Below are 26,450 nucleotides of genomic sequence, written 5' to 3'. Positions count from 1 at the left end.
AGCAGTCAGTAATAGATAGGATAGCACTCGGCCATATCGCACTCAGTGATTGAGCGCATATCGTTGACAAGGATGTGACTACTTTCTTATAGAACCTTAACTTATATCAAAATTAAGGACGCTAAATATGACTACAGATAAGCCTTGGCTTGCTCATTATCCAGCAAACGTACCAAAGAGCATCGACCCTAATCAATACGACAGCCTCATCGAGCTATACGAGGAGTGTTTTAACCGCTTTCGTATGCACCCTATGAGTGTCTGTATGGGCGTGACACACACGTATGATGACGTCGACAAAGCCTCATTGGCCGTCGCCGCATGGCTACAGTCGCAGGGAATCCCCAAAGGTAGCGTGGTGGCATTGATGATGCCAAACGTGCCGCAGTATTTGCCCACGATGATCGGTATCTTGCGGGCAGGCTACGTATGTACGCCTATCAACCCATTATACACTGGCCGCGAGCTGCGCCATCAGCTCAACGATTCAGGTGCGCAAGTTATCTTTGTGGTAGACAACTTTGCCCAAGCGCTCGAGCAGGTCATCGAAGAGACGGCCATTAGACGTATTGTTTTATCCAAAATGGGCGACATGATGGGGCTTAAGGGTATTTTGGTCAATACCGTTATCCGTCAAGTCAAACGCTTGGTACCTAAGTACAACCTCAATGATCCTAAATATAACGTCACCAAATTCCCTGATGTCCTAAAAAAAGGCAAGAGTCTACCGTTTCAGCCCTCAAAAACCAGCTTAAGCCAAACGGCTATCTTGCAATATACTGGTGGTACCACAGGACTATCAAAAGGTGCCGTGCTCACACAGCGCAATGTGGTGGCAGCCGCCCTACAGTCAGAAGCATGGTATCGTCCGGTCACGTCTGAGATCAATGAAGTGTATATCAATATGGTCATGGCGCTACCGCTGTATCATATCTTTGCCTTTATGCTCAGCTTGCTTGGCATGCGCTCAGGTTATACCTTTATCTTGGTTCCTAATCCGCGCGATATGCCAGGATTTGTCAAAACCTTATCAAAACAGCCTTTCCATATCTTGCCCGCGGTCAATACGCTGTTTAAAGGCTTGCTGGATCAGCCAAACTTTAAAGACTTGGATTTTAGCTCACTACGTATCTCGCAGGCAGGTGGTATGGCGGCGACCGAACAAACCGCTGCACGCTGGCTGGATGTGACAGGATGCCCGATGATCGAGGGTTGGGGGATGACCGAAGGCGTGGCCGCTGGTACGGCCAATGTCATCACAGATCGTAAGTTCAATGGCTCTATTGGTATTCCTGTCCCGAGCGTCGATATTATCGTCGTTGGCGAAAACGGTGAGCGCCTAGGTCCCCATCAGGCCGGTGAGATGTGTATCAAAGGCCCAAATGTCACCTCAGGCTACTTTAATAAAGACAACAGTAAAGAGTTTACCAGCGATGGTTACTTCCGTACTGGTGATATCGTTAGTATGGATGAAAAAGGCTACTTTACCCTACTCGATCGCAAAAAAGACATGATCTTGGTCTCTGGTTTTAATGTTTTCCCTAATGAGATTGAGTCTGTCATGTTGGACAGCGACGACATTGTCGACTGTGCGGTGATAGGTATCCCTGATGAGCATCAAGGTGAAGCGGTCAAAATCTATATCGTGCCAGCGGACAACAATGTCACCAAAGAAGCGATTAAGGATTTTGCGCTAGACAACTTGACGGGTTATAAATGCCCGCGTCATATCGAGTTTGTCAGCGAGCTGCCAAAGAGTAACGTCGGTAAGGTACTGCGGCAAAAGCTGCGCGAACAGCATCAACTCGACAACCCGCAAACGCTTTAGTCAAAGCGTCTAACACTGCGGATACTGCAGCGTAAAAAAGCCCTCTATACAGATATAGAGGGCTTTTTTTCTATTTATATTTTCATTGTATTTGCGTTTTAAGTGAGATGCTAGCCAAACTTATTGACCACCTGTAATGGCAGATGCTTCATCGCCTTACCCACCACCGACCACGGCAAGCTTGGTACACAGGCTTCTTCTACCTCAGCCTCAATGGCGGCAACGATGGCTTTGGTGCCCGTCTCGGCATTGACCTCAAACGGCAGCGGTTTGGCGTTTTCATTGATCTCGGTACGTACATAGCCTGGATAAATCGTAGACACCTGAATTGGCAGATTGGTAAGTAGCATATCAGCACGAATACCCTCTGCAAGATGTGCCAGCCCCGCTTTGCTTGCACCATACGCCGTTAGGTGTTTGGGCAAACCGCGCATGGCCGACATACTAGAGATCACCACCAAGTGGCCGCTGTTTTGTGCGCGAAAGATATTCATCGCCGCTTCACACTGTGCCAGCGCGGATATAAAATTGATCTCGACTGTATGACGGTTGGTTTCAAAACGGCCTTTACCAATACGGCGGCTATCTCCCACACCTGCATTGACGACCACACGGTCGATACCATCGAAGTCCGCAGCAAAGGCATCAAACACTGAAAATATCTCGTCATAGTTGCTCACATCCAAAGCGCGATACTCGACCCGAATGTCCGGATACTCTGCCACTAGCTCTGAGGTTAAACGCTCTAGGCGATCGGTACGGCGCGCACAAATCGCCAGATTATAACCAAGCTTGGCAAAGAGTCTGGCCATCCCCTCACCCAAGCCTGAGCTGGCTCCTGTGATGAGTACGGTTTTGCCGCGCCCGACTTGTTGTTTGCTGCGTTTTTTTAGATACCGATCCGGGTATAGCGCGCTTAATATCTGCCGCTTGCGCTGCTGGGCGTTTTTCTTGACGACCTTTAAAATATGATTTTGCATAGACAGTCCTTGACATCTTATAATGAAATAGCGCTTATTTTATCATCAGACAAGATAAGCGGATGATACGCGGCGATCATAGAGAATGGCATTCGTCCTTAGCCGCAGCCGCGAGCGCTGTTGTCCTACTATAGCGTATCCATGCCGTCAGATACCAGCTTATCGCCACGTCACAAATCCTTTGCCTGCTGAAAACAGGTGGCTATACTCATTTAAAGACAGCAAACGCGTTCGCTCATTTTTAAAGGTAATCGCCGTCACCCCAGTATTGACCAGACTTTTATTAATCTGATAAGCCGTTGAACTACCCTGCTTTAATAGCTGAGCTGTGATGGCCGCGATCACGCCACCTGAGGTAAACACCAGCACCGTACTGTCACGATTTAGGCTCATATTCACCACTTTTTGTCGTACCTGCTCAAGCGCCAACTGGGCGCGGTCGTTGAACTGTGGCCAGCTCTCTAGATAGTCATCATCGCACTCGCCGCCATGCCAACGCTGCATCGCTTGATCAAACAGCTCGGCCAAACGCTTAGATGGGACCTCTGCTTGCGCAATCTCGGCCGCGATTGCCGCGCGATTGCCAAAAGCTGGATGAGACTTAATCAAGACGTCTTGATGATTAAACTCATCAAACTGCGGCAAGACATAGCGATCCGTGTTGTCTAAGTCAATGGCAGATACGAGCGGCGGCGTTTGGCTTTGATCCCTACTCGCAAAAGACTGGTAGCGCTGCCAAAAATGCCGCGCTGAGTCTTGCTGTCTGACCAAGCTGCCGGTAAAGATGGCATCGATACGGCGCTGGGTGTTTGCATAATGCTCACCTAACATCTGCGCCTGAATACCGCCCAGCTCTGAGAGCTGATCGTAGTTTGCTTGTCCAAAGGACGCCTGACCATGACGTGCCAGAAGTATGGTGGTCATAAAATGCTGCCTTTTGTTATTAATCCAACGGTATTTGTTAGTAGCCTTATGTGCCATGCGGCGTATCAGCGCGTTACTCGTCCGCCGATGACGACGTCTGGGTAAAGTAGCTTTTTGGTAAGATACTTTTGACAATTTTTTGTACAGGACTGGGTAGCTGTGCGATGGTATCAGCATCGACGCCCATGTCTGCTAAATGCGGCTGCACGTGACTGGTAAACAACGCCTCGCCCTCATACTGAGCGATCAGCTTTAAGCACTTGGCATGCAAGACATGGACGATGATCCAAAAGTTTTTAAAGGCAGAGTTGGTGGTTTGTTTATGATAATAGCGATAATAAATTTGCTGTACGATACCCGCTAAGCGAAATAACCCAAACACCTCATAAAACGTCCAGTTGTCTATCTGTAAACTCGTACGCTCCAGATAATAATCCACCACTTCCTCACGGGTCATCATGCCCTTTAAATGCGTGGGCTGACGGCGGGACTGCTGCATGATCATATTATCGTCGGCTTCGATCCAGTAGGCCAAAGCACTGCCCAAATCCATCAACGGATCGCCCAAAGTCGCCATCTCCCAATCGAGCACACCAATGACTTTGGTTGGATCCGTGGCATCTAAGATCACATTATCAAAGCGCCAGTCGTTGTGAATCAAGCAAGTTTTACTATCGGCAGGTGTGTGCTTAGTCAGCCATTGACGCACCAACGCAAAGCTTGGCACATTGGGTGTTTTGGCTTTGACATAGCGCTTATCCCAGCCTGTCACTTGGCGCTCGCAGTAGCCCTCACCGCGGCCAAGCTCGACCAAGTCAGGATGCGCGCTATAGTCTATTTGATGTAGGTCAATCAAGGCGTCGATGACATTGGTGCATAATGCGCGTGTTTGCGCCTCATCTAACTCAATCCCTTTGGGCAGATTGGCACGTGGAATGATGCCCTCCATACGCTCCATGACATAAAAATCCGCTCCGATGACTGACTCATCGGTACATAGCGCCACCATATTTGGCACATAAGGGTAAGCGTCTTTCAAGGCTTTTTGTACCGTGTACTCGCGCACCATGTCATGCGCCGACTTGGCTTTGGTGCCTTTTGGCGGACGACGCAAGATCAAATCTTGCTCTGCACCCGTGCCTTCATATTGTAGCCGGTACGTCCAGTTTGAAGCACCACCAGAAAATTGCGTCACTGTTGGCTCGCCTTTTATATCAACGCCCTGCTCGCGTAGCCAATCGCTGACCGCGTGAGCATCCAGCTCTTCGCCTTCGCGCACTGCGCCGCCTTTATCTAGGACGTTGCTCGGTGACTGGTCATCGTTGTCAGTAGAGTTGGCATGAGTATCAGTAGCCATAAGATGTTCCTTATCATGTGGTCAATTAAAGTAATCAATCATTACGGTAAGGCATCTGCATTATCGTCGCCTTGCGCCTTATCTAGCGCCATTTTAGCGATCAGCAGTGCCTATTTGTGAATGTTCAACACGTTATGAATGTGCAACGCGCCCTACTCTTATATTAAGATTTAGCAGGTTTCGACGAGCGGCTAAAACCTTGACGCTTTAGCTCAAGTTTGGCAATCATGGTTTTATGCACTTCATCAGGGCCGTCAGCTAGCCGCAGCGCCCGAGCTTGTGCATAAAATGACGGCAACATCGTGTCTTGGCACACGCCCATACCGCCATGGATTTGAATCGCCATATCGACCACTTCTTGTAATACCGTGGGTGCGACGACCTTTATCGCAGAGATCTCTGTCAATGCCGCCTTGGTGCCTTGGGTATCCATTTTTTGCGCCGCGTATAGTGTCAATAAGCGTGCTTGGTCAATCTTAACCCGAGCATCACTGATACGCTCAAAGTTACCGCCCAGCTGGATAAGTGGCTTACCAAAAGCCGTCCGTGCCATGCCGCGTTTGACAGCCAGCTCCAACGACTTCTCAGCCGCACCGATACAGCGCATACAGTGATGAATGCGGCCTGGTCCCAAGCGGCCTTGGGCTATCTCAAAGCCCATACCTGGCCCGCCGATAAAGTGACTGGCTGGCACACGCACATCATTAAAGCTGACCTCTCCATGACCATGCGGCGCATCATAATCACCAAATACTTTGAGCATACGCTCGATTTTGACGCCAGCAGTTTTTGCCGGTACTAGTACCATCGAGTGCTGATGGTGGCGGTCTTTATTCTCATCAGGGGTATAAGCCATGACGATCAATACATCGACCGCTGGATCACCCAGACCTGACGACCACCACTTGCTGCCATTGATGACGATTTCGTCACCTTCGACCACTGCCGTCGCTTGCATATTGGTCGCGTCACTGGAGGCCACCTCAGGCTCGGTCATACAAAACACCGAGCGCGTCTTACCTTCTAATAACGGTGTGAGCCACTGGTCTTGCTGCTCTTGTGAGCCATAGCGCCATAACAACTCCATATTGCCACTGTCTGGTGCATTGCAATTGAATACATAAGGCGCAAGCAAACTGCGGCCCGTCAGCTCAGCGATCGGCGCATAGTCGGTGACAGACAAGCCAGCACCCAGCTCATCATCTGGCAAAAACAGGTTCCATAAGCCAGCGTCACGTGCCTGCTTACGCAAGCTCTCGTATTTTTCGGGCCACTGCCATGTGCTCCAGTCACCATCAGGGTTTTGTGCATGACAATCTTGCCAAAACTGGGCTTCTATTGGCTCGATATAGGTTTCGATAAAGGCCTTGACGTTGGCATACATGGCTTGACCATGTTCTGTTGCGGTAAACATCAGGGTTTGACTAGACATAGTGACTTCCTTTTCTCTACTTATGATTAATGACGGTTATAAAATTCACATCAAAATTTTAATAAAACGTTATAGTGTACGTACGTATACTCTCTTTTATCCGCTACATTTATAACACAGTGATTATCAATAAACAGCAAAAAAGGCGCGACCAGCTAGGCCACGCCTTTTACAAAATACAAACACTTCATCAGTCAATCATAAAGCCTGTAGAGCTAAACATTAAACAACCTTTTGATATTTCATGTTATTTTAGGATATTTAAACGACTGTTTAACTCAAAGCGCGCCAAGGCATCTGGCAGCTTATCGAGCGCCACATGTAGAGTCGCCTCGGCTGCTTGCGCCAGTCCCAGCTTTTCTGCAAGCGTTGGTTTTTGTCTTGAATGCAGGGCATACACCTCGCTGTCTTCCATACGTGCTAGGATATAGCTGTCGGAGGTTTGCAGCTCATCGACCAAGTTTAGCGTCAAGGCATCTTCGCCATACCAGTGCTCGCCTGTCGCGACTTTTTCTAAGTCTAGAGCTGGACGGTAGGTGTTGACAAAATGCTTAAACAGCGCATGCGTCTGCTCTAGCTCTTCTTGGTACTTGGCGCGGTCTTCGGCGTCGTTTTCTCCAAATACCGTTACGGTACGTTTGTAGTCGCCAGCGGTAAACATCTCATAGTCGACATCATGGTTTTTGAGCCATTTATGAAAGTTTGGCAGTTGAGAGACTACCCCGATTGAACCAATCACAGCAAACGGAGCAGCCACCACTTTATCAGCCACACAAGCCATCATATAACCGCCACTTGCCGCGACTTTATCGACACAGACAGTCAAAGTTAGGCCGGCGTCTTTTAGACGGACCAACTGTGCCGCAGCCAACCCATAACCATGCACCAAACCGCCGCCTGACTCTAGGCGCACCACTACTTCATCACCCTTGTTGGCGGTGCTAATCAGTGTGCTAATCTCTTCACGCAGATGCTTGACGGCTGTGGCTTTGATATCTCCATCAAAATCCAGCACAAAGACCTGTGGTTTGCTGTCGTTGTTTTTTTTCTTATTTTTTGCTTTTAGCGCTTGTTTGGCTTTTTTTGCCATGGTCTTTTTGAACTGCTTGAGAGCGGCTTTGCCTTGTGTGGCCTCCATTAAATCTTCACGGCGCTGCTTTTGCGCTTCGTTTAGATGGCGTACTTTTAGCTCGATAGGATTTTTGGGTGGATGAAATAGCATGATGGTCATTTCCTCAAGTCGGTAGATATGTCGGTAGATATAACGATAACGTTGCTGTTATTAATGTGCAGCTGATATGTGCCCGATTGGCCGTATTTTCAAGCATGATGACATTATTTAACGTAGATACTCTGGCAACCGCTAGTTGTATAACAATGCCAGATTAGGCATAATATGCGTTTACACCAAATTACTGCAGCCTGCGCGATGACCATTTGTCTGAATCGCGTATTTGTGCTTTTTTGCACAGTGCCTATTCGCACAGTGCCTAACTGGCGCCATGCCAATGATGGCTGCATTATTATATTTCGAACTGGGCTGACAACTGGATAACTATATTATGACGCAAAGCACTATGACGCATAGCGAATACCGAGACGAATATTGCGGAGCCGTAACCGAAAGCTTACTTGAGCAAACCATCAGTGTCGTAGGCTGGGTACATCGTCGTCGCGATCACGGTGGCGTGATTTTTTTAGACATGCGTGACCGCGCCGGTATCTTGCAGGTCGTCGTCGATCCTGATACGCCAGAGGCATTCGCGACGGCTGATGCAGTACGTCCTGAATATGTGCTAAAAATCACTGGCCGCGTACGCCGCCGTTATGAAGGCACCGAAAACAACAATATGACCAGTGGTCAAGTTGAGCTGTTGGGCAAAGAGATCGAAGTACTGGCCAAATCTGAGACCCCGCCGTTCCCATTGAATGACGAAAATACCACGGTATCAGAAGACTTGCGTCTTAAGTACCGCTATCTGGACATGCGCCGCCCGCACATGCAAGAGCGCATGGTGTTCCGTGCCAAGGCCACCTCAGCGATTCGTCGTTATCTCGACGATCACGGTTTCTTAGATGTTGAAACCCCTATCTTGACTCGTGCTACGCCAGAGGGTGCACGTGACTATCTGGTGCCTTCACGTACCCGCCCAGGTAACTTTTTTGCTTTGCCGCAGTCACCACAGCTATTTAAGCAGCTTCTTATGGTGTCAGGATTTGATCGTTATTATCAAATCGCAAAATGCTTCCGTGACGAAGACTTACGTGCCGATCGTCAGCCAGAGTTTACCCAAGTAGATATCGAGACTTCTTTCTTAAACGAAGAAGAAATCATGAATATCAATGAAGGCCTGATCAAGCACCTATTTAAAACCATGCTTGATGTCGATTTTGACACCTTCCCGCGCATGACTTATGCCGAGGCGATGCGTGACTACGCATCAGACAAGCCTGACCTGCGTATTCCATTAAAATTGGTCGATGTGGCTGATTTAATGAAAGATGTTGATTTTAAAGTCTTTGCTGGTCCTGCAAACGACCCTAAAGGCCGTGTGGCCGCGCTACATATCCCAGGCGGTGCTTCACTCAGCCGTAAGCAAATCGATGCCTACACCAAGTTTGTCGGTATCTATGGCGCGCGCGGTTTGGCTTATATTAAAGTCAATGATGTAAGCTTGATCAACAACGGCGTCGACAAAGAGTCTGGCCTGCAGTCACCTATCATCAAAAACATGACTGATGACGTCTTGGTTAGCCTTATCGAGCGTACTGGTGCAGAAGATGGCGACATTATTTTCTTTGGTGCGGACAAAGCCAGCGTGGTAAACGATGCCATAGGTGCCCTACGTCAAAAAATCGGTCTAGATTTAGACATCACCACATGTGAGTGGGCGCCGCTTTGGGTGACCGACTTCCCAATGTTTGAGCAAACTGACGACGGCCGCTGGACGTCTATGCACCATCCATTTACCAAGCCTAAAGGCTCGGTAGACGAGCTAAAAAACAGCCCAGAAACCGCGCTTTCTATCGCTTATGACATGGTATTAAACGGTACTGAAATCGGTGGTGGTAGCTTACGTATCAATACCCTCGAGATGCAGCAAGCTGTATTTGAAGCGCTAGGTATCGATGAGCAAGAGGCCGAAGAGAAATTTAGCTTCTTACTTGACGCCTTAAAATTCGGCGCGCCGCCGCACGGTGGTCTTGCCTTTGGCTTGGATCGTTTGATCATGCTAATGGTAGGCGCAAGCTCTATTCGTGATGTGATTGCTTTCCCGAAAACCAAAACTGCTGACTGCCCATTGACCCAAGCCCCTGCTGAAGTCGATAGCAAGCAGCTACGTGAGCTTGGTATCCGTGTGCGCGAAAAAGCACAAGCCGACAGCAATAGACCTGCACAGTAAGCCCTCAGATAATGTTTAACTATTCTTTATCTGACGGACTACAGGATTCATCACTGCGTGAGTGGTCATGAATCCGTACCATATCTTTAAATACGTGCCACTGTCCGTCCTGCAGATAGTGGCACGTTTTGTCGCTTGGGTTATCATAAAGATACCCAGCTTGAGCATCATGCGCACCGTCAGCATCAATATGTCGCTGATTGCTGATTCTTTATCAGAGCAGCAAAAACAAGCGCTGACCAAAGATATTATCTATCATCAGTGCTTGACCAGTATCGAGTCGGTCAAAAGCTGGGCGATGCCGCCTGAGTGGAGCATCAAGCAGATACGCGATGTCCACAATAAAGACATTTTGTTAGAAGGTCTTGCCAGTCCAAACGGTATGCTGGCCATCGTCCCGCATCTGGGTACGTGGGAGATGATGAACGCGTGGCTCAATCAATTTGGTGCCCCGACTATCATGTATAAGCCAGTCAAAGGCGACATGACCAATGACTTTGTCTTGCAAGGCCGCTCGCGGTTAAATGCCACGCTGGTACCCACCGATGGTAGCGGGGTCAAGGCTATCTTTAAGACTCTAAAACAAGGCGGCTTTAGTATTATACTGCCCGACCATGTCCCCGATCCGTCAGGCGGCGTGGTTGTGCCGTTTTTTGGGATTGAAACGTTGACCAGTACGCTGGCCTCCAAACTTGCCAGTAAAACCAAATGCGCACTGGTCGGCTTATCTTGTATTCGCCGTGATGATGGGCGCGGATTTGATATTTATTGCTATAAGCTTGATGACCCAGCGCTGTATGATCGCGATGCAAAAACAGCAGCGCATGCGCTCAATCTGGCCATGCAGCACATGATTGAGGATAAATGCAGTCATTATATGTGGGGCTATCGGCGCTTTAAGCATATCCCTGAGCTAGACAACCCTTATACGGCTGATAAAAACGCCTTGGCAGACTTTATTTGTAGTAATAACCAACATCGTAAGCGGCTTGATGATGACGAGCAAAACTCACATCGCACGCCATAAGTTTTAGCCCGCAACAACTGTATAAATCGACAATACATTCTGTTAAGCGGTGACAAATACCATAGATATTGATTATGGTAATATAAATCAGTCGTCATCGTTGACGATACTGCATGATTGATACCATAGGTATCTGAACCCTTATAGACCTACCCTCTACTGACTTTAATATGAGTGCATTATGGCAACTGACATAACCCAGCCCTTATCAGACACCCTGACACAAGACCCAAATCACACTGCCGAGCAGCGTTATGTCATCTGTATGAAATGGGGTGATAAGTATGGCCCAGAATACGTCAATCGCCTATACAATATGGTGAGCCGCCACCTGACATTGGACTTTCAGATGGTATGTCTGACCGATGACAGTACAGGTATTGACCCTGCCGTAAAATGCTACCCAATACCTGAGCTGGATCTACCTGCAGGCCCTGAGCGTGGTTGGAGAAAGCTTACCACCTTTAAGCCTGAGCTGTATGATCTCAAAGGTGTGGCGCTATTTTTAGACATCGATATCGTCATCGTTGATAATATCGATGGATTTTTTACCTATCAAGCAGCGCACCCAGACAGCGTCGTTATCATTCGTGATTGGAAAAAACCATGGCGCATGATTGGTAACAGCTCGGTCTATCGCTTTAATATCGGTATGGGTACTTATCCTAACTTGCTGGCAAACTTTGAGCGTAACTTTGAGACCATTCGCACGCAGGTGCGCCATGAGCAGGCTTATCTATCGAACTATCTGCGCGAGCATCATCATTTAGAATACTGGGATAAAGACTGGTGCGTGAGCTTCAAATACCAATGTATTGCCCCTATTCCACTTAATCTGGTACGTGCCCCGACCCTACCTGAGGGCGCAAAAATCGTCATTTTCCACGGTGAGATTAATCCGCCCGATGCCATCAAAGGCGGCGGCGGCAAATGGTACCGTCATGTAAAATCAAGTCCATGGCTTGAGGAGTATTGGCAGTAGGTTAAAAAATTATCAGCCAAAGATTTCTTTCTTAAAGAAACCATAGTAAGTTAAATTTCCAAGGATATCTTTTTCCTTAAGCTCTTCGTGTAAGCTAAGCTTGTGCAAGGAGGCTTGTGTTTTAATAAACTGATATTCCTCTAATTTAAATTTTTTATTCATTTTAGTCTGCAGTAAATGCGGTAGTGTGTCATCCTCTGCTGGGAAATTAAAATCAATGACATTCATATCTTTTAATTCATTAATCATTATCTGGAAAAAGAAGTAATGAGGGATTTCCTCCTCATTTTTCCAGAAGTATAATAATAAATCTAACATCACTGAAGATAGTTCACTTTTTTCATGACCATACATGATACTACTCAAGTGTTTAACTTTAAACTCTTCACGCCAACTAAAGTAAAAGTGTTGGTCACCTTTGCCCCAATCTTTATTAACAGAATCAGGATCTCTTGAAAACATAAAAAAGTCATAATCTTCGTACTTAGTAGGAAGATCATCGGTGAGTAATATTGATGCATCTAACCATATGCCTCCATAGACGTTTATTAAAAGGACTCTTAATAAATCAGAAAAAAACACTGGACGAAACTCAGGATTCTTTCTTTTATCTTTTATAAACTCAGGTAAATCAAGATACTCATCTATGTTTGCATCTGTAATCCGTATTACCTCATAGTCACCTTTATACTTATCAACTGATGCAAAACATAATTTAGCAGTATCTTTAGCATTCTCTACCCCTTGGGCCCAATACTGCCAAATAATTTTTTTATTCTTAAAATCCTTTTTGGGTTGAATGTTGTACTTTTCGATTTCACCATTAAAGTAAGCCTCTATAATACGATTCCAGTATGTGGCTACTTGAGCTTGTACTGGAAGCTCTGAATATCGAAAACCCCATTCCTTTCTTTTACTTCTAGGCACTAGACCATTATAGAAAATCTTAAAAGGTTTATTACTGATAACGTGAAAAATGTTTTCCATGGTCTATATCCCTTTCAAAATTTTATCTAGTTTAGAATTCTTAATATCAAGTATTGTTTTTTGATGTAATGGTAGCGCTTTACGAGCAGTTAGGTAGAGCTCTGAAAAGAAATTATTGTATTGATCATAGGTGTCTTTTAGTAAATCTTTCTGGTTATTTTTAGCTATTTTATTTAACAACCCTATATAACGCTTATAGACCTTATACTGTAAATAATGATAGCCATCTTTTTCAGCATATCTCTGATAGTTTTCAACACGATAAATAAAAGCAAATAAATAATCATCTACGTATTTTTTATCGAGATTTTTTAGAATAGAACCCTCACGCTCACGATACTTTATGACTGGATACTTCAAATAGCTATATTTAAAATTCTTTAACGAAAGATCGGTCATAAACAAGATATCTTCAAAGTTCAATCCTTCTTTAAATCTTACATCTTGTATCAGCTGTCTTCTAAAGACTTTATTCCAAACATGGTTGCTGTTATTTGCAACAACATTGTCCAAGAAGTCATTGTTATTATTGGCTAAATTTCTATTGGCCTTGCCTATAAACGCCTTTTTCTTAACTTCTTTTTCTCCACGTAATGACACATAGTCTGCACACAACACATCCGAATTTAGCTTTTCTAGCTGTGACATGACAGATGAATAAGCATCTTCATACATGACGTCATCAGAATCTATGAACCATACATAATCTGCTTGAGCCATATTAAAAAGAGCATTACGGGTTGCTGACAGCCCTCTGTTATGAGGTGCGTCAAAAACATCTACTTGAGGATGTTTCTTATAATGTTCTATGATAGACGCACTGTTATCTGTCGCCGCATCATTCATAATTAAGATTGATGCTCTATTATCTATTTGAGCAAGGATTGACTCGATACATTCCTCTACATAATCTTCAACGTTATACACAGGTATTAAGATATTAATTGTTATATCATTTTGATTCATAACACGCCCACATTGAAATCTAATTGATTACTGGAGCATGTCCTAATTCTATACATATAGTCAATCCTAAATAAAACTGGTAGGCAAGATACTGTGCACCACGAGACTATATACTAATGGTATTTATTTTTTGCAGCATCTGTAAGCGTAGAAACAGCAAGTAAGGAAAATGAACACTAGTAGTGATGTACCTGTTTTAAAGTAGGTTAACTATAGTAATAAAATAAGGACATGCCCTAACTATTTGATAATAAACTTTGAAACAACTCATAATATGCCTGAGTGACATGTTTTTTATCGTAGTGTTTTAAGACTTTTTCTCTTGCGGCATGAGCAAACGCTTGGTAGTTTTTTGGATCAGACAGCACGGTCTCTAAGATATCTGCTAGCGCTGCTGAGTCGCCGATAGGAAATAAAAATCCATCTGCTTTATCATCAATCAGCTCTTTTACCCCCATCGCGGTACTGCCTACTAAGACGCAGCCGCTTGCCATAGCCTCTAATACTGCAAGATTCAACCCTTCAAAACGGCTCGACATGACAAACACTTTATGTTGGCGCAATAGCTTTTCAACCTCACTACTGTACTCTATAAAAGTCACTTGATCTTGTAGCTCATAACGAGCCACTAGGTCATGTATTCGTTTTTGATAGCGCTTACGGCCACTCCCTACTAGAGTCAGCGTGGGAGTGATGCCTTTTTGTTTTAACTGCTGTAGCGCTTCAATCAAAGTAACATGGTCCTTACTTTTGGCATAGCGCCCCACCATGATCAGATCTTGCGGCCTTTGATGGACAGCTACGGGATGAGCACCGCCAAATCGAGTGGTATCGATACCATTTGGAATGGCATGAATGGGGGCATGAAGACCTTGCGCAGACAATACCTGAGCCACCCCTTCAGAGACCGCCACAATACTGGCCGTGGATTTACTGAGTTTACGTGTTTGATGTCGCGTCCACGGTGTGTAGCGCTCTTTAGAATTATGCTCCACTTGTACTAGGTAAGGCACTTGTGCCAACAGCCCTGCTCGTCTTCCAAGTAAATGCTCAGGAAACCCATGCGCAACCAATATGTCAGGTCGCCATTGCTTACATAGTTTTTTTAATTCATGGACAGTCGCAAGATGCGTCTTACCTGTGACTATTTGATAGTCGATGCCTTTTTCTTCAAGCTCTGTCAGCTTTTCTGCGACTGTCGTTTTTTTTCGGCGCAATACTAATAAATTGTCCGTTGATTCGATTTGATTGTGAGCCTCGACCAAATCAATAGCAACTTTCGTCGCTCCAGAAAAGCCACCAGTGACAAAATGTAAGACTCTCAACGGCTTCTCCATTATTTTATTAGGCGTACGACCAATACCAGAAAAAGAGGCAGATTTATACTATTTCTACCCAGCACATTTTTTTACCCAGCACACCTTTGCGCCAAAATTGTATCGCGCTCGGCAGTGTGGCCTACAGATGACCAGCAGCTTCATGATGCTTGCTAATAAATAATTAGCGGCCAAGCGCAGCTATGATACAACATCCATCATATATGTGCGAGCTTGTCGATACCCTCCCCATAACAAATCAAAAAAAGCCAAGACCATCAAAGTCTTAGCTTTCTTCATGCAGCGTCATGTTAAAACTTAATCAATAAAGCTGAGCCAATCCATATACTGCTCATTACGGCCATGCACCACATCAAAATACAAGGTTTGCAGCTTTTCTGTCAACGGGCCGCGGCCACCATTGCCGATGGTACGATCATCATATTCACGAATCGGGGTCACTTCGGCAGCCGTGCCAGTCATAAAGATTTCATCCGCCAAGTAAAACTCATCACGCGTGATGCGGCGCTCAACGACTTTGATACCCAAATCTTCAGCAAACTGAATAATGGTACGACGAGTGATACCGTCAAGCGCGCCGCCGCCCAGATCTGGCGTATGTAGCACACCGTCTTTGACCAAAAACAAGTTTTCGCCTGCGCCTTGGCAGACATAACCTTGTGGGTCCATTAGGATAGCTTCGTCATAGCCATTGCGGGTGACTTCTTGGTTGGCCATGATAGAGACAGGATAGTTGCTCGAGGCTTTGGCTTTACACATGGTCACATTGGTCATGTGGTGGGTAAATGATGAGGTTTTGACACGGATACCGTTTTTGATACCGTCTTCACCAAGATAGGCACCCCAGTGCCATGCCGCAACCATAGCATTGATACTGTTATCACGTGATGATAGGCCAAGTTTTTCTGCCCCAACCCAAATCAGCGGACGGATATACGCCTCTGCCAAGTGGTTTTGTTTGACCACGTCTTTTTGGGCTTGCTCAAGCGCCGCTGCATCAAAAGGCACATCCATCTGAAAAATCTTCGCTGAGCCCATCAAGCGCTCAGTGTGCTCTTTTAGGCGAAAAATCGCTGTACGTTTGTCAGCAGTTTGGTAAGCGCGAACCCCTTCAAATACTGCCATGCCATAATGTAGGCTATGAGTCAGTACGTGGACGCTGGCATCGGGCTGCTCGATCATCGTGCCATTCATCCAAAGCTTACCTTCTTGTGTTGCCATATTCATTTTATAGTCCTTATGCTAGCGCTGACGTCTAACTTTTTTTAAGTAGGTTTTGTTTAACAGTGATTATCAACCGTATATGATACCACCACCGCATCTATTTTTATGGTAAAAAATGCATCTTGGTTGTGAAAATCGGTTTAAGAAAACCAATTGTCAATTTTTTATAAGTAGTTTGTACATCGTCTCAATGCTCAAGGCGTATCCTCAGCATCATCCACCCCCATCAAGCGCTGCCACTGATCTTGCACCAGTGCGCGCGTCTCTTTCCATAGCGACTCATCGACCAATAGCGACTGCTCGGATAGTGCCAACTGATGGGTGGCCGCGCGTATTCTGAGATAAGCATCTGTCAAGTCTTGGCAAACTTGCTGATCCCAGATACCAAGCAAGGCCATTTCTTCAAATATACGGACATTGTCGCTCCATTTGGTCAAGCTTGGATGATCATGCGAATAGGCCAATACCGCAAATTGGGCCAAAAACTCAATATCGATGATCCCGCCGGCGTCTTGCTTCAGATGAAACTTGCCCGCTTGCTGCTGCCACTGACTGGTGCCCAGATGTTTTTGCATCTTGATACGCATACTGGTGACTTCCGTGCGCACCTGCTCTATCGTGCGCGGTAGTGATAGCACCTCTCGGCGAATATCACAAAAGCGCGCCGTCACTCGCTTATCACCGCATATCGCTCGCGCTCGCACCAGCGCTTGGTGCTCCCACGACCATGCTTTGTCCATCTGATAAGTCTCGAACGCATGGCAGGAGACCACCATCATGCCAGCATTACCTGACGGGCGCAGGCGCATGTCAATCTCATAAGCGCGGCCATCTCGGGTTTGGGTATTTAAGTAGTTCATTAGCTTTTGTACCAAGCGCGCCGCAAACTTCATACCGCTCACGGATTTTTCGCCCGTGGTCATGCCCTGCTCTTTTATCTTGTGCAAAAACACCAAATCCAAATCTGACGAATAGGACAGCTCTAGCCCGCCAAGTTTGCCATAACCGATAATGGCAAAGCCGCAGTCCGCCTCGGTCACAGGATCACCATCTTGGCCGATGGGATAACCATAACGCTTGACAATCTCGGCAAACGCGCGCTCCAGCGCCGCCTCTAGCACCACAGCAGCGATATAGGTCAACGAGTCTGACACCTTCATAATCGGGCGCTCAGCCAATACATCACTGGCAGCGACTGCCAACACTTGGTTTTTTTTAAACAGTCGCAATACGCTTAGTAGCTTTTCTTCGTCATTGGGCTCGACGCGCAATAACTGTTGCCGCAAAATATCACGTAGCTCAAGCTTGTCTGGCAGGTGACGATAGCGCTGCTGCAAAAAAGTATCTAGTAGCACCGGATACTGCGCCAGCTCTTTGGCAATCCAAGGGCTGGCTGAGAGCATCGGAATCAGCTCAATGGTGGCGTTGGGGTTTTCGGCGATCATCACCAAATAGATAGAGCGGCGGCAAATCGCCTCGAGTAAGGAGATGAGCCGCGGCAGTGCGGTGTTTGCCAGTTGCTGCTGCTCTTGATGAGCAAGTAAAGCATGAACAATGACTGGATAAGCATCATCCAAACGCTCACGAGCTTCATCGCTCAGATTGGCGACCATTTTTGACTGCCAAAAGCCTTGTAGCAGCTCACGATTGTCTTTTGTCAACACCTCATTTAAGCGGGCGATTTGCTCATCTAGCTGCTCCGGCTCAAGGTCGGTATCTTCGTGGTCGGGTATTTGCCGCTCGGTGACCATACGCTCAAAGGGCACATTGACATTGTGCCGGTGATGGTTGAGCGTAATTAGCAACCCTTCCCAATCAGCAAAACCAAGGGTAATCGCCAAATTGTGCTGCCACTGCCGATCATGAGGCAGACGCTGGGTCTGCTGGTCATTGATTGCCTGAATACCATGCTCGAGTCGGCGCAAAAACCGATAGGCTGCTTGTAGCTGCTCGTAGGTACTACGCTCTAAATACTCAAGCGTGTACAATGCCTGCATCGCTTGCAGGCAGGATTTGATCTGTAGCTGTGGGTGCCTGCCACCATAGATAAGCTGAAACGCCTGAACGATAAACTCGATATCTCTGATACCGCCTGCGCCAAGCTTGATATTGTCCAAATCCTCGCGCTGAACCACTTGGTTTTGAATCAAAGACTTCATCTCTCTGAGCGCCGAGAACGCACTATAATCCACATAATAGCGAAAGACAAAGGGTTTTATGAGCGCTTGTATCTGCTCATAAAATGACGGCTCTATATGACCGACCACACGAGCCTTGAGCCAAGCAAACCGCTCCCACGCGCGCCCATGTAATGAAAAGTATTTTTGTAACGCAGACAAATGAATGGCCAAGTCGCTGCCATCACCCCATGGACGCAGGCGCATATCGACACGAAACACAAAGCCATCTGCGGTATTATTATCAAGCAATTTAATGATGCCTTGACCAAGCCTTGTCATAAAGCGCTTATTGTCTATGCTACGTGTGCCCTTAGCTTTGTTACCATTGGTCTCACCGCGCGCTTGATGGGCAAAGATAAGGTCGATATCGCTGGATAAATTCAGCTCATGCGCGCCAAGTTTTCCCATGGCCATAATCGCCATGTCGTCTGTCTGCACTTGACCCTGCGCATTGATAAAAGTCGGCTCACCGTACTTTTTGATCAGATGCTGGTAGGTATAGTCCTTGGCAAAAGAGATACAGCCGTCTGCAAACTCCGACAGCTCATCGGTCAATTGCTCAAGCGCTATCATGTGCAGCGCGTCTTGCCAAATCCAGCGCATCATCAGCAAAGTGCGCAGATGGCGAAGACCACTCATCACTTTGGCCTCATCAGCGAGTTGGTAGTTTTCATCCAACGTATAGTCTTGGATCAAGTCATCGATTTGCTGGCGTGTGAGGGTTTGATCCAGCGGATAGCTACGCAAAAACGTCTGACAAGAGACTGTCCGACTCTCCCAAATCTGATAAGCAAACTCACTGGCAGTGCGTAATATCTGCAGCTGCTCTGCGGTCGGCTGATAGTCTGTACCATGGGTCGAGCGTGAAGACATAGCAGGTAACATAGAAAAAGAAGCTCCTTACATAGAGTGATAAGACTACGTGAACCTAGCCCATAAGTTTATTATTTTTTATTACGAAGCAGTCACCAGTACCCATCACGACATCTAATATGTCTATATCTGGTAAATTTGGTAGAAAACCCCATTCATTCACAGTGAGCCTATCTGCTTTTGGCCGCTTTATGGTAGCATAAACCACTTTAGCACAAATGATAGATAAGACCTCCTATGACCACCACGACCACTTTGCTATTAGTGACGGCTGATCCCAGCCAGCCTCTCACCCATTTAGCCCTGCGTTATGCCCGTGCCTATCTCAGCGCGCGCCCAGCAGACGACAGCAGTCATACCTTGAACGTGTTTTTTTATGGCGACGGCGCGCATACGGCCAATCGCTTGCGCTGGCAATCGGCAGACCAGCTTGATGTGACCAAAGCATGGCAAAATCTGGCCGAGCAGTATCAGCTGTCGCTACCCGTCTGCGTCAGTACCGCACTCGGTCGCGGTATTAGTGATACCGAAAACAGCGCCCGTCATCAGCTAAGCGGGGATAATCTGGCCGCAGGATTTACGTTGGTCGGTCTAAGTGAGCTGGCAATGATGATGCAGGCTGATGGCCGGTTGATACAGTTTTGATCACCTCAAGCGATATCAGCTCAGCCCAACTCATCAGCACATTTAAGTAGGAGTTTTCTATGAAATTATTGATTAAGCTGCATACGCCGACCGAAATGGCCAGCTATGAAGGCTGCGCGTTGGCACTGACGCTGGCGACCTTTGGTCATGATGTGCAGCTGTATCTAGATGCGCCTGTCTTTGGCTTGCTGATGCAGCCAGAGTCACGTTTGCACGGGATGATACAATCGCTTGAGCTCTATGACATGCCAGCGGCGTGGCTGCCTGACGATGTCTTTAGCGGCTGGGTCACAGGTATGCTGCCTGCTGATCTGGCCTCACAGCTGATATTAGTTCCAGAAGTGATACCTGCAGCAGACTTCGAGCAAATCTTAACCTTTTGATAATTCAACTCTTTGTCAAAATCTGTACAAGCTCACACAACTACATCAAAACCACCATCCATTTGGCGTTTGTGCTTACCGATAACCCATAGATATCGATAGACGCAAGCGGCTGAATATGATTTGGACATTACCATGGCAACTTTATATCAATTACATAGCAGCATGGATACGCTAAGACGCTGCATAGACGAGATGTCTCGCACTTGGCAGCGCGGTGACAGCATCTTGTTATTGGGAACGACAGCTGCATTTATCGACTGGCTCAATGCTTATTTGGCTGACAAAGACATAGACGGTATCGCAGCTATGTATGCGCTGAGCGATGATATCGCGCAGCTCACGACCAGAGCCGTCGAGCAATTACAGCTAGATACCAAACTCAGTGCAATACTAAGCGATCAACAATGGGTCGCACTGACAGGAAGCATCGATAGCAATCATGCTAAATTTGATAAAGTGGTGACCATTGCCCTATGAACGATAATACAACCCATACCGCACAGCCCGCTATTGAATTGGATCAAGACGGCCATCTATGTGACCACACCATCTGGACGCCTGCCGTCGCCCAGCAGCTAGCCGATACCTTAAAGGTACAGCTAGCAGAGGAGCACTTGCAGGTTTTACTACAGGTACGCGCGTTTTTTGCCAAATTCAACCACCCACCAGCCACCCGTCCACTGATCAAATGGCTACAAAAAACCCTGCCCGAATACGACATCAGCAACCAAAAGCTACAGCAGCTGTTTAACACAGGACTGGTGGCGCGCCATGTCAATCGCTTGGCAGGCTTGCCCAAACCGCCGAACTGTTTATAGTTGGTAGTTGATAGCAGCCATGGCCAGTAGCGCTATTTTGGGTCATACACTGTCAAGCTCTCATAGCCGATACTGCGCCCTTCATCGCCTACAAACCCCTGCTGACGCCAAATCTCGTACAAGCATATCGCCACACTATTGGACAAATTAAGACTGCGCGAGTCCGCCAGCATCGGCAAGCGCAGCCAATGAGCCGCGCCGATGTCCTCTCGGATATCATCTGCCAGACCAGCCGTCTCTGAGCCAAAGACCAACGCGATATTTGGCATCTGGCCAGTCTCATTATCCGGTCGTCCGCCAAAATCATAGTCATAAAAAGGTTGGCTCAGCTTGGTAGTCAGAGCAGTAATGGTATGACAATCCGCCGCTTGTAGCGCACGTCTGGCAGCTGGCCAATCATCATGGACCTGCATATGCGTGTACTCATGATAATCCAGTCCTGCACGGCGCAGTTTCTTGTCATCAAGCTCAAACCCTAATGGCCTGACCAAATGCAGCTGCGCGCCTGTATTGGCACATAAACGAATGATATTGCCGGTATTGCTGGGCATTTTGGGGGCTACCAGCACAATATGAATGGTCATACAAACTCCGTGAGTGGTCTAAATTTTATACAGTCAGTCTGATATAAAAACGATACAGTAAGATGAAAAGCTGTTTTCTCAGACTTGAGCAGCGCAGGCACAGCACTCAAGAAAACCAACGTTTTATTGATCGCACTGAGCGGCTTGATCGCCATATATCCGATTTATTTGAATTCGACTATAGATAGCATCAGTAAGTAATCATAAGTTACAGTTTACTGCCAATAATTACATTTTGATACTGTGCATGGTTTTTAACTTTCACTATGATGTCTGTAACGGATAGCAAGACGGTGTCTACATTTCGCTCTGCTATCTAGCAACCCTACAGTAAGCCTCGGTACCATACTGAGTGTTACTGTCATTACTTATAACAATCGATTTATCTTGAGGATATTATTATGAAAAAAGTAATCATCGCATCTTTGACTGCTATGTTTGTTTTAACTGGTTGCAACACCTTTAAAGGTCTAGGCCAAGACGTATCAAGCGCTGGTGATGCTGTAACCGGCGGCGCACAAGACGTACAAAGCAAAATCTAATGATTGATTTTTAGATTTTCGAAGGGCTTATCATTGATTTGATAAGCCTTTTTTTGGCTTTGTATTTTTTTATACATTATATCTCATTGGTAACGTTCTATTTTTTACTTTAATAGATTGCGCAACCTATCATTTTACAAATCTCATTTTATAAAAACGCTCGCAATATCTGATTGAGATAACGCTGGCCTAACTGGCTTGGCTGTAGGCGTTCTGTGCTATCTACCAGCAATCCTTGCGCCACCAAACCCTGAACCTGCGCGGCAATCTCAGCATAACCAAGCCCTGTCCGAGCGCTAAACAATGACCACCCCACCCCACCGTGTAGCCTTAGGGCATTGAGCATAAACTCACTGACCAGCTCATCAGGCGCAATGGCCTGCCAGCCGACCATCTTTGGGGCCATCAAGCTAGTGTCATCCGTACTGACACGGTGATAATCCATATAGTCTTTTGGCAAGCGCGATTTACTAAAACGATAGATACCAGACTGCGCACGTAACTCGTTGTTTGTGTCAAATGCTGCATGATGTAGGGCATCACTTGCAATGGTGACTTTGCCATGAGCACCCGCGCCAATCGCTAAGTAATCACCAAACTGCCAATAGTTCACATTGTGTCGGCATGGCTTATCATACGAGCCTGCCCAAGCAGATACTTCATAATTGGTGTAGCCAAGCTGCTGCAATAGCGCCTGACCCGCCTCTTCAATATCGGCCAGATTGTCCTCGTTTGGCAATACAGGCTGGCTACGATAAAACACCGTATTTGGCTCAATCGTCAGCTGATACCAAGACAGATGTGTCGCCCCCGCCTCATGCGCCATCTGAATATCGGCCAATGCTTCTTGATAAGTCTGCTGCGGCAACCCATGCATCAAGTCCACATTGACCCGCTCAAACCCAGCCAGCCGAGCTGCACGGATCGCGGACAGCGCCTGCGCAGGATCATGGATACGCCCAAGCGTTGTCAGCTTATCAGCGGCAAAGCTTTGCACACCGATAGACAAGCGATTGATACCCACGTCTAGATACTGAGCAAAGGGCGCATGCTCGAGCGTCCCTGGGTTGGCTTCCATCGTCACTTCGATATCAGCAGCAAAACAAAATATGTCTTTTAGCCCTGTAAACAGTCGCTGATAGTGAGCGATGGGTAATAGCGACGGTGTACCACCGCCGATAAAAATCGAACTGACCTCTCGCCCTTGGGACAGCGGCTGCTGCATCAGCGCATCGGCTAACAGCGCATCGACATATTCATCATACATAGACAGCTGCGTATCCACTGGCAGCTCATGTGAATTAAAATCACAATAAGGGCATTTTTTTACGCACCACGGAATATGAATGTAGAGCGCCAATGGGATCTCGCCCACCTCCAGCCTGCCTGCATTAGACATCGTCTTATGGTCGCGGCTATCATTAGATAAATTAACTGCTTGGGTGTTTGACATAACAAAGGTATCTATTAAAAAAAGCTATTCAAAAACGAATAACAAACAATGCAAAAAATAACGCGCGGCGATGATGAGCAAAAAGCAGCACTAGGATAACGATTAGACAGCATAAAGAAAAGCGCAGGATGATAAAATCATACTGACAGCCATTTACAGGAGCAGATATTGGCATAAATGACTGTATAGCGACTATATATTGAGCGCGTAATGATCAAAAGCAACCACTCAATAATAACAAAAGGAGAATACGATGGCCTATTGGCTCATGAAATCCAATCCAACCTTTTTTGGCATCAATGATTTACAGCGCCTAGGTACGGAGCACTGGGATGGCGTGCGCAATTACCGTGCACGCAACTTTATGCGCGATGATATGCAAGTCGGTGACAAGGTGTTTTTTTATCACTCCAGCGCCAAACCATCTGGAGTTGCCGGTATCATGACCATCAGTAAGGCGGGCTACCCTGACCCCAGCCAATTTCATCCTGAGCATCGTCACTACGACCCCATCGCCACTGAAGATCAGCCGCGCTGGTATATGGTAGACGTCACTTTTGAGCAAGCCTTCACCGACGTTTTGCCTTTATCAGCGCTTAAATTCCTGCCTGCGCTAGAGGACTCATTATTACTCAAAAAAGGCTGTGAGCAGCTGACGGTGATTCCTTTGACGCCCAAACACTGGTACGCTATTTTTGACATGGCCGAAACATCAATGTTACTGTCCAATTGACCTCGGTTGACTGTGTAACGATTGGGTAAGAAACCTGCTGGCATCTATGCACATTTATCTGTGCGTTTGCTATTTAAATTCTGCTATATTACAAATGTCGCAATACCTTCTTTTTTTATGGCTAAGTCACTGCCAACTCATCATCAGGACGCATTTATGAGCGCACCCAAATTATTATTATCAGCATTAACGTTAAGCATGGCTAGTCTGGCCCTCAGCGCCTGCGGCAGTGATGGTGACAAAGTCAAAGAGGAAGCGGGTCGTATTAAGGATCAGGTAAAAGACGAATATGATCGTATAGAAGACAAGTTCAAAGAAGAGTATAAAGAGGTAGAAGACAAACTGAGCGATGACGAAAAAAGCATGGCTGAGATTTTGGAGTCCGTGTTTTTGCCAGAAGAGTCGCTAGACAACTTCTTAGACAAACTCACCCCAGAAGGCGGCCTCGGCGGCTTGTATGTCGGACACTTCGTTGAAATTGAGGACGGCGATGATAATGATATCGATATCGGGGCTGTTTATTTTGACATCAGCAAAGACGGTGTGGGCAGCGTCGATGGTAGTTTTAGCTACCAGCAACAAGCTTGTCAAGAAAACAACACACTGGGCATCAACTCTGCAATCAAAGTAGACAACTATATCGCAGGCAAAGTGACCGGCAGCCTCGATACGCTAGCGTTTTTGGATGTGAAGTATGTCAATGACTTGGGCATTGAGACACCGAACCTATTTACCACCTTTGCAGGTAGCTTTGAGAAAAAACAAGCGGGTACCCCGTGGCAAGGCAGCTTTGAGTATCAGGACGGTCTGGGCGGACAAACGCTAACCAGTAGCGAGAAAAACTGCAATGTCACTTATACCATCAGCGACCGCTCTAACTTTAAGACCTACCCACTTGATTACCGCCTAGGTGAGCTGAATGTAGATGTCAGCGGCAATGGCAGTCAAAAAGTCGCGACATGGCAAAACCCGCGAAACACACAATATATACTGGTCAGCCAAATCGATATCAACAAAGCAGAGACTGGCGCGAACGGCTATGTACAAAATCTGGTATTGTCCGCTGGTGAGACGACCTTTTCTCCGCTTATCCCAGCTAGCTCGACCAACTACGCTATCGTTGTACAAGCCTTTGACGCGGCAAACGATCTGATCGGCTATCAAGCGGTGGTGCAAGACTTGCCTGAATCATTATAGATAAGCGCAGCACAGCCTTTCTGTCTTGGCTCAAGCTTTGTAGCCTATGTCTCATAACCTATGACTTATAGTCTATAACTTGTGACTCATGGGCGACTACGCTCCGGTGGTGTTTTTACAGTCATATATGACGCGTTAAAACGTTGACATCGAGGGGCAGCTTCTTTACCATCTTATCTAATGATGACCTGTCAATTCCCCTAGTGAATTGACAGGTTATTTTTATTTTGGTGCCTAGACTTTTATTTTATCCTGAGGGCGTGTCTTTATTTCAAAAATGGTGATAAAAATGAGACAAATTGCGGTCAAACAAGGAAAATAGCGCCGTTAATATTGAGATATAAACCCGCTATTTAACGATGTTTGGCAAAATTTGGCCATTTTTAGCACATTTAGATAACTATCGAGTGAATTGAAGACACGCCCTAGTCTATATGCGCTTGTTCATATAAATTATCGGCATCATCATCTTATACCATTTTCAAAGAGTGCAATATATAGCTGATGGCAGTCTGCCAGTACGCTTCTTAGAGCAGCACGCCAATCGCCGTACGATACTTGCTGGCTTTAGTTTTTATGATTGAACGCTTT

At 46.5% G+C, this 26,450-nt stretch carries 23 protein-coding genes; 11 read left to right on the top strand and 12 right to left on the bottom strand.

Going from position 1 to position 26,450, the window contains the following annotated elements; translation table 11 throughout:
- Positions 1–127 precede the first annotated feature (127 nt).
- Entirely contained in the window at positions 128–1,828 is a 1,701-nt protein-coding gene (locus tag AADH33_RS06135; protein ID WP_100749523.1) for an AMP-binding protein, read from the top strand.
- A 110-nt stretch (positions 1,829–1,938) separates the two neighbouring features.
- Here AADH33_RS06135 and AADH33_RS06130 read toward each other — a convergent pair whose 3' ends face one another.
- The 5 genes from AADH33_RS06130 to sohB form a co-directional block, all read right to left on the bottom strand.
- Positions 1,939–2,808 (bottom strand): SDR family oxidoreductase, encoded by an 870-nt coding sequence (locus AADH33_RS06130; protein WP_100749522.1) that lies wholly within the window; start codon positions 2,806–2,808, stop codon positions 1,939–1,941.
- 159 nt (positions 2,809–2,967) lie between these two features.
- Positions 2,968–3,732 (bottom strand): histidine phosphatase family protein, encoded by a 765-nt coding sequence (locus tag AADH33_RS06125; RefSeq protein WP_075102335.1) that lies wholly within the window; start codon positions 3,730–3,732, stop codon positions 2,968–2,970.
- A gap of 73 nt (positions 3,733–3,805) precedes the next feature.
- The gene (locus tag AADH33_RS06120; RefSeq protein ID WP_348549896.1) at positions 3,806–5,089 is read right to left on the bottom strand and encodes a phosphotransferase family protein; all 1,284 of its coding nucleotides are present in this window, start codon (positions 5,087–5,089) and stop codon (positions 3,806–3,808) included.
- Between the two features lie 163 nt (positions 5,090–5,252).
- Positions 5,253–6,503, bottom strand: coding sequence for an acyl-CoA dehydrogenase family protein (locus AADH33_RS06115; RefSeq protein WP_348549959.1), 1,251 nt, complete (start codon positions 6,501–6,503; stop codon positions 5,253–5,255).
- A 265-nt stretch (positions 6,504–6,768) separates the two neighbouring features.
- The gene (sohB, locus tag AADH33_RS06110) at positions 6,769–7,743 is read right to left on the bottom strand and encodes a protease SohB (protein ID WP_348549895.1); all 975 of its coding nucleotides are present in this window, start codon (positions 7,741–7,743) and stop codon (positions 6,769–6,771) included.
- A 355-nt stretch (positions 7,744–8,098) separates the two neighbouring features.
- On the opposite strand from sohB, the gene aspS reads away from it, so the two are divergent.
- From aspS to AADH33_RS06095, 3 genes are all read left to right on the top strand, one after another.
- On the top strand, positions 8,099–9,925 hold the full coding sequence (gene aspS, locus AADH33_RS06105; RefSeq protein ID WP_348549958.1) for an aspartate--tRNA ligase: 1,827 nt from the start codon (positions 8,099–8,101) through the stop codon (positions 9,923–9,925).
- A gap of 67 nt (positions 9,926–9,992) precedes the next feature.
- A complete protein-coding gene (locus AADH33_RS06100) occupies positions 9,993–10,952 on the top strand; it encodes a lysophospholipid acyltransferase family protein (RefSeq protein ID WP_348549894.1) in 960 nt (319 codons plus the stop codon).
- Positions 10,953–11,133: 181 nt separating this feature from the next.
- Entirely contained in the window at positions 11,134–11,934 is an 801-nt protein-coding gene (locus tag AADH33_RS06095; protein WP_348549893.1) for a glycosyltransferase, read from the top strand.
- Between the two features lie 12 nt (positions 11,935–11,946).
- On the opposite strand, the gene AADH33_RS06090 is transcribed toward AADH33_RS06095, so the two are convergent.
- From AADH33_RS06090 to glnE, 5 genes are all read right to left on the bottom strand, one after another.
- Positions 11,947–12,921 carry a capsular polysaccharide synthesis protein gene (locus tag AADH33_RS06090; RefSeq protein WP_207970178.1) on the bottom strand — a complete coding sequence of 325 codons (975 nt, stop codon included), beginning with the start codon at positions 12,919–12,921 and terminating at the stop codon, positions 11,947–11,949.
- Between the two features lie 3 nt (positions 12,922–12,924).
- Positions 12,925–13,887: a glycosyltransferase family 2 protein gene (locus AADH33_RS06085; RefSeq protein WP_207970179.1), complete on the bottom strand. Its 963-nt coding sequence runs from the start codon at positions 13,885–13,887 to the stop codon at positions 12,925–12,927.
- A gap of 236 nt (positions 13,888–14,123) precedes the next feature.
- Positions 14,124–15,212 (bottom strand): glycosyltransferase family 4 protein, encoded by a 1,089-nt coding sequence (locus tag AADH33_RS06080; protein WP_207970180.1) that lies wholly within the window; start codon positions 15,210–15,212, stop codon positions 14,124–14,126.
- Between the two features lie 309 nt (positions 15,213–15,521).
- Entirely contained in the window at positions 15,522–16,451 is a 930-nt protein-coding gene (locus AADH33_RS06075; RefSeq protein WP_348549892.1) for a branched-chain amino acid transaminase, read from the bottom strand.
- Positions 16,452–16,642: 191 nt separating this feature from the next.
- Positions 16,643–19,513: a bifunctional [glutamate--ammonia ligase]-adenylyl-L-tyrosine phosphorylase/[glutamate--ammonia-ligase] adenylyltransferase gene (glnE, locus tag AADH33_RS06070; RefSeq protein ID WP_348549891.1), complete on the bottom strand. Its 2,871-nt coding sequence runs from the start codon at positions 19,511–19,513 to the stop codon at positions 16,643–16,645.
- A 225-nt stretch (positions 19,514–19,738) separates the two neighbouring features.
- Here glnE and tusD point away from each other — a divergent pair, with 225 nt between their 5' ends.
- The 4 genes from tusD (at position 19,739) to AADH33_RS06050 (ending at position 21,350) form a co-directional block, all read left to right on the top strand.
- A complete protein-coding gene (tusD, locus tag AADH33_RS06065; protein ID WP_348549890.1) occupies positions 19,739–20,146 on the top strand; it encodes a sulfurtransferase complex subunit TusD in 408 nt (135 codons plus the stop codon).
- Positions 20,147–20,205: 59 nt separating this feature from the next.
- Positions 20,206–20,529 (top strand): hypothetical protein, encoded by a 324-nt coding sequence (locus tag AADH33_RS06060; protein WP_075102433.1) that lies wholly within the window; start codon positions 20,206–20,208, stop codon positions 20,527–20,529.
- A 135-nt stretch (positions 20,530–20,664) separates the two neighbouring features.
- Positions 20,665–21,009 (top strand): hypothetical protein, encoded by a 345-nt coding sequence (locus AADH33_RS06055; protein ID WP_348549889.1) that lies wholly within the window; start codon positions 20,665–20,667, stop codon positions 21,007–21,009.
- Positions 21,006–21,350 carry a TusE/DsrC/DsvC family sulfur relay protein gene (locus tag AADH33_RS06050; RefSeq protein ID WP_348549888.1) on the top strand — a complete coding sequence of 115 codons (345 nt, stop codon included), beginning with the start codon at positions 21,006–21,008 and terminating at the stop codon, positions 21,348–21,350. The genes AADH33_RS06055 and AADH33_RS06050 overlap by 4 nt, the downstream gene beginning before the upstream one ends.
- 32 nt (positions 21,351–21,382) lie before the next feature.
- Here AADH33_RS06050 and AADH33_RS06045 read toward each other — a convergent pair whose 3' ends face one another.
- Positions 21,383–21,934, bottom strand: a complete 552-nt coding sequence (locus tag AADH33_RS06045) for a tRNA (cytidine(34)-2'-O)-methyltransferase (RefSeq protein ID WP_198337066.1) — start codon at positions 21,932–21,934, stop codon at positions 21,383–21,385.
- A gap of 401 nt (positions 21,935–22,335) precedes the next feature.
- Here AADH33_RS06045 and AADH33_RS06040 point away from each other — a divergent pair, with 401 nt between their 5' ends.
- Complete coding sequence (locus AADH33_RS06040) at positions 22,336–22,476, top strand: entericidin A/B family lipoprotein (RefSeq protein WP_348549887.1); 141 nt, start codon at positions 22,336–22,338, stop codon at positions 22,474–22,476.
- A gap of 148 nt (positions 22,477–22,624) precedes the next feature.
- On the opposite strand, the gene hemW is transcribed toward AADH33_RS06040, so the two are convergent.
- Complete coding sequence (hemW, locus tag AADH33_RS06035; RefSeq protein ID WP_348549957.1) at positions 22,625–23,875, bottom strand: radical SAM family heme chaperone HemW; 1,251 nt, start codon at positions 23,873–23,875, stop codon at positions 22,625–22,627.
- Positions 23,876–24,182: 307 nt separating this feature from the next.
- Here hemW and AADH33_RS06030 point away from each other — a divergent pair, with 307 nt between their 5' ends.
- Both AADH33_RS06030 and AADH33_RS06025 read left to right on the top strand, forming a co-directional pair.
- On the top strand, positions 24,183–24,662 hold the full coding sequence (locus tag AADH33_RS06030) for an EVE domain-containing protein (protein ID WP_348549886.1): 480 nt from the start codon (positions 24,183–24,185) through the stop codon (positions 24,660–24,662).
- A gap of 156 nt (positions 24,663–24,818) precedes the next feature.
- Positions 24,819–25,859 (top strand): hypothetical protein, encoded by a 1,041-nt coding sequence (locus AADH33_RS06025; protein WP_348549885.1) that lies wholly within the window; start codon positions 24,819–24,821, stop codon positions 25,857–25,859.
- Positions 25,860–26,450 lie beyond the last annotated feature (591 nt).

It is taken from the genome of Psychrobacter sp. KFRI-CH2-11 (assembly GCF_038239325.1).
Classification (GTDB): domain Bacteria; phylum Pseudomonadota; class Gammaproteobacteria; order Pseudomonadales; family Moraxellaceae; genus Psychrobacter; species Psychrobacter celer.
The sequence above is the reverse complement of the archived record's forward strand: the minus strand, read 5'-3'. Positions and strand labels throughout refer to the sequence as shown.

Excerpts from the sequence above, each read along its gene's own strand:
- AADH33_RS06135 (WP_100749523.1), top strand. The coding sequence starts at position 128 with ATGACTACAGATAAGCCTTGGCTTGCTCATTATCCAGCAAACGTACCA.
- AADH33_RS06130 (WP_100749522.1), bottom strand. The coding sequence starts at position 2,808 with ATGCAAAATCATATTTTAAAGGTCGTCAAGAAAAACGCCCAGCAGCGC.
- AADH33_RS06125 (WP_075102335.1), bottom strand. The coding sequence starts at position 3,732 with ATGACCACCATACTTCTGGCACGTCATGGTCAGGCGTCCTTTGGACAA.
- AADH33_RS06120 (WP_348549896.1), bottom strand. The coding sequence starts at position 5,089 with ATGGCTACTGATACTCATGCCAACTCTACTGACAACGATGACCAGTCA.
- AADH33_RS06115 (WP_348549959.1), bottom strand. The coding sequence starts at position 6,503 with ATGTTTACCGCAACAGAACATGGTCAAGCCATGTATGCCAACGTCAAG.
- sohB (WP_348549895.1), bottom strand. The coding sequence starts at position 7,743 with ATGCTATTTCATCCACCCAAAAATCCTATCGAGCTAAAAGTACGCCAT.
- aspS (WP_348549958.1), top strand. The coding sequence starts at position 8,099 with ATGACGCATAGCGAATACCGAGACGAATATTGCGGAGCCGTAACCGAA.
- AADH33_RS06100 (WP_348549894.1), top strand. The coding sequence starts at position 9,993 with ATGAATCCGTACCATATCTTTAAATACGTGCCACTGTCCGTCCTGCAG.
- AADH33_RS06095 (WP_348549893.1), top strand. The coding sequence starts at position 11,134 with ATGGCAACTGACATAACCCAGCCCTTATCAGACACCCTGACACAAGAC.
- AADH33_RS06090 (WP_207970178.1), bottom strand. The coding sequence starts at position 12,921 with ATGGAAAACATTTTTCACGTTATCAGTAATAAACCTTTTAAGATTTTC.
- AADH33_RS06085 (WP_207970179.1), bottom strand. The coding sequence starts at position 13,887 with ATGAATCAAAATGATATAACAATTAATATCTTAATACCTGTGTATAAC.
- AADH33_RS06075 (WP_348549892.1), bottom strand. The coding sequence starts at position 16,451 with ATGAATATGGCAACACAAGAAGGTAAGCTTTGGATGAATGGCACGATG.
- glnE (WP_348549891.1), bottom strand. The coding sequence starts at position 19,513 with ATGTTACCTGCTATGTCTTCACGCTCGACCCATGGTACAGACTATCAG.
- tusD (WP_348549890.1), top strand. The coding sequence starts at position 19,739 with ATGACCACCACGACCACTTTGCTATTAGTGACGGCTGATCCCAGCCAG.
- AADH33_RS06060 (WP_075102433.1), top strand. The coding sequence starts at position 20,206 with ATGAAATTATTGATTAAGCTGCATACGCCGACCGAAATGGCCAGCTAT.
- AADH33_RS06055 (WP_348549889.1), top strand. The coding sequence starts at position 20,665 with ATGGCAACTTTATATCAATTACATAGCAGCATGGATACGCTAAGACGC.
- AADH33_RS06050 (WP_348549888.1), top strand. The coding sequence starts at position 21,006 with ATGAACGATAATACAACCCATACCGCACAGCCCGCTATTGAATTGGAT.
- AADH33_RS06045 (WP_198337066.1), bottom strand. The coding sequence starts at position 21,934 with ATGACCATTCATATTGTGCTGGTAGCCCCCAAAATGCCCAGCAATACC.
- AADH33_RS06040 (WP_348549887.1), top strand. The coding sequence starts at position 22,336 with ATGAAAAAAGTAATCATCGCATCTTTGACTGCTATGTTTGTTTTAACT.
- hemW (WP_348549957.1), bottom strand. The coding sequence starts at position 23,875 with ATGTCTAATGCAGGCAGGCTGGAGGTGGGCGAGATCCCATTGGCGCTC.
- AADH33_RS06030 (WP_348549886.1), top strand. The coding sequence starts at position 24,183 with ATGGCCTATTGGCTCATGAAATCCAATCCAACCTTTTTTGGCATCAAT.
- AADH33_RS06025 (WP_348549885.1), top strand. The coding sequence starts at position 24,819 with ATGAGCGCACCCAAATTATTATTATCAGCATTAACGTTAAGCATGGCT.